Source organism: Ruegeria sp. HKCCA6837 (assembly GCF_013034475.1).
Classification (GTDB): domain Bacteria; phylum Pseudomonadota; class Alphaproteobacteria; order Rhodobacterales; family Rhodobacteraceae; genus Ruegeria.
On sequence record NZ_WQGD01000055.1, the window covers coordinates 1 to 1617 of the forward strand.

Below are 1617 nucleotides of genomic sequence, written 5' to 3' on the forward strand. Positions count from 1 at the left end.
CAGCTTCAGAATGTCTTCGTCCGAGTATCGCTTCCGAGCCATCCCTTGTTCCCCCTCTCGACCAAAGTAGTGGCCCAATTTTACGGGGCAAAGACACTCGAAGGGCGGCTGCGCAAAAAGCACTACATGTATTCTCACATCTCTTGAGGCAGCACGGGCCGGCAAGCGGGTCCTGATCCTGGATAGCGATCCGAAGAAGTGGCTATCTGGCTGGTCGGATATCAAAGAGATCCCAGAGAACATCACCGTTCAACATGTCGAACGCGAAGAGATCACAGAGCAAGCCCTGGATGCCGCCGACGAATACGATGTCGTTCTGATCGATGTCGAAGGCTCTGACGATGCAAGCATCATTGACGCAATTCTGGTGAGCGACCTAGTCGTGATCCCAGGTCAAGCATCCCTCCCCGATGTAAAGGCGGCCGTCCAGGTTCTGAAGCGGGTTCGATCACGCAGCAAGATTCTTGGACGTGATATCGACGCCCGCGTGCTTTTGACATTCACTGAAGCAGGCCCAATCGAGGCGAATATCAGCAAGGACATGCGCCAGGTTCTGGTAGAGAACAATGCCCCCCTTATGCGTGCGCAGTTGGCGCATCGGCCGATCTTCAAATCAATGGTTTCCGCAGGAGGCGACTATGTTGATCTGCCAGCGCGCTACCAAGGCTCCAACCTGGATTCTGCGGTTGAGAATGTAGAAGCAATCACCAACGAAATTTTCACCTTTCTGCGCGAACGCGCTGACAAGCGAGGAGTTTAGCCATGAGTGCAGATACATCTGCAATCGGTAAAGTCACAATGGATGACGATGAGCCATGGCCTTACAAGGACAAGCATGGTCAGAGACCATCAGGTTCTGACACTAGACATGCCAAACGTGTTCGCATGATCGCCGAGATCCAAGCAGACGCGGGTAGGGAGCTCGACCCTGAAGAGCTGGAAGATGAGATTGAGCTGCGCCTGGAGAGAGGGAAAAAGGCTGCACGCCAACAGGTCTTCTCCACAAAAGTGAACCCTAGGCTCTATCGCAAGTGGGACAAAGTTGCCAAGAAGAAGGGCAAAAGTGTCGTCGAGGCTATGGAGGAGTCGATGCTGGCTTTCCTTAGAGAGCACGATGTCGACTTCGAGTTTTAAGTTAGTAAAGACTAGACAAGAGTTTGCCTAATTTTACAGCAGGGCAGGGGGCCTCTTATCAAGGCCCCATATTCATCTTGGAGCCCCACTATTGTAGAATTGTCGGTGCCGGCGGTGGTAGGGCTTCATCTGTTTCCGTTGGATCGGTGCCAGTCATGACGAGAACCGACGCCGTTGTACCTACAAGCAACTCGATTCCCTCGGGGAGTTGATCGATCTCTACTCTTACCGGAATTCGCTGTGCCAGTCGGATCCATTCAAACGTTGGACTCACGTTTGGCAAGAGATTGACCCCAACACTCCCATCACTTTTTGCGATTCCTCGCCCGATGCTATCTACCACCCCAGGAATTACGATATCGGGGTTAGACATGAGCGTTATGGCGGCGCGGTTACCAGGGGATATATCGCCCACATAGTTTTCGCGGTGTCTAGCCCCCGTGTTCTGGGCCATTTCGGACTAGAGTTTCGGGGACTGGTGGG

2 protein-coding genes and 1 pseudogene are annotated in these 1617 nt (G+C 53.1%); all 3 read left to right on the forward strand.

The window, feature by feature from the left end; genetic code table 11:
• Positions 1-106 precede the first annotated feature (106 nt).
• Positions 107-259 (forward strand): annotated as a pseudogene (locus GOV91_RS22985) (ParA family protein); the annotation flags it as partial.
• Positions 260-367: 108 nt separating this feature from the next.
• On the forward strand, positions 368-760 hold the full coding sequence (locus tag GOV91_RS22990) for a hypothetical protein (RefSeq protein WP_371732362.1): 393 nt from the start codon (positions 368-370) through the stop codon (positions 758-760).
• Positions 761-762: 2 nt separating this feature from the next.
• Positions 763-1134, forward strand: a complete 372-nt coding sequence (locus GOV91_RS22495; RefSeq protein ID WP_171237135.1) for a hypothetical protein — start codon at positions 763-765, stop codon at positions 1132-1134.
• Positions 1135-1617 lie beyond the last annotated feature (483 nt).

Excerpts from the sequence above, each read along its gene's own strand:
- GOV91_RS22495 (WP_171237135.1), top strand. The coding sequence starts at position 763 with ATGAGTGCAGATACATCTGCAATCGGTAAAGTCACAATGGATGACGAT.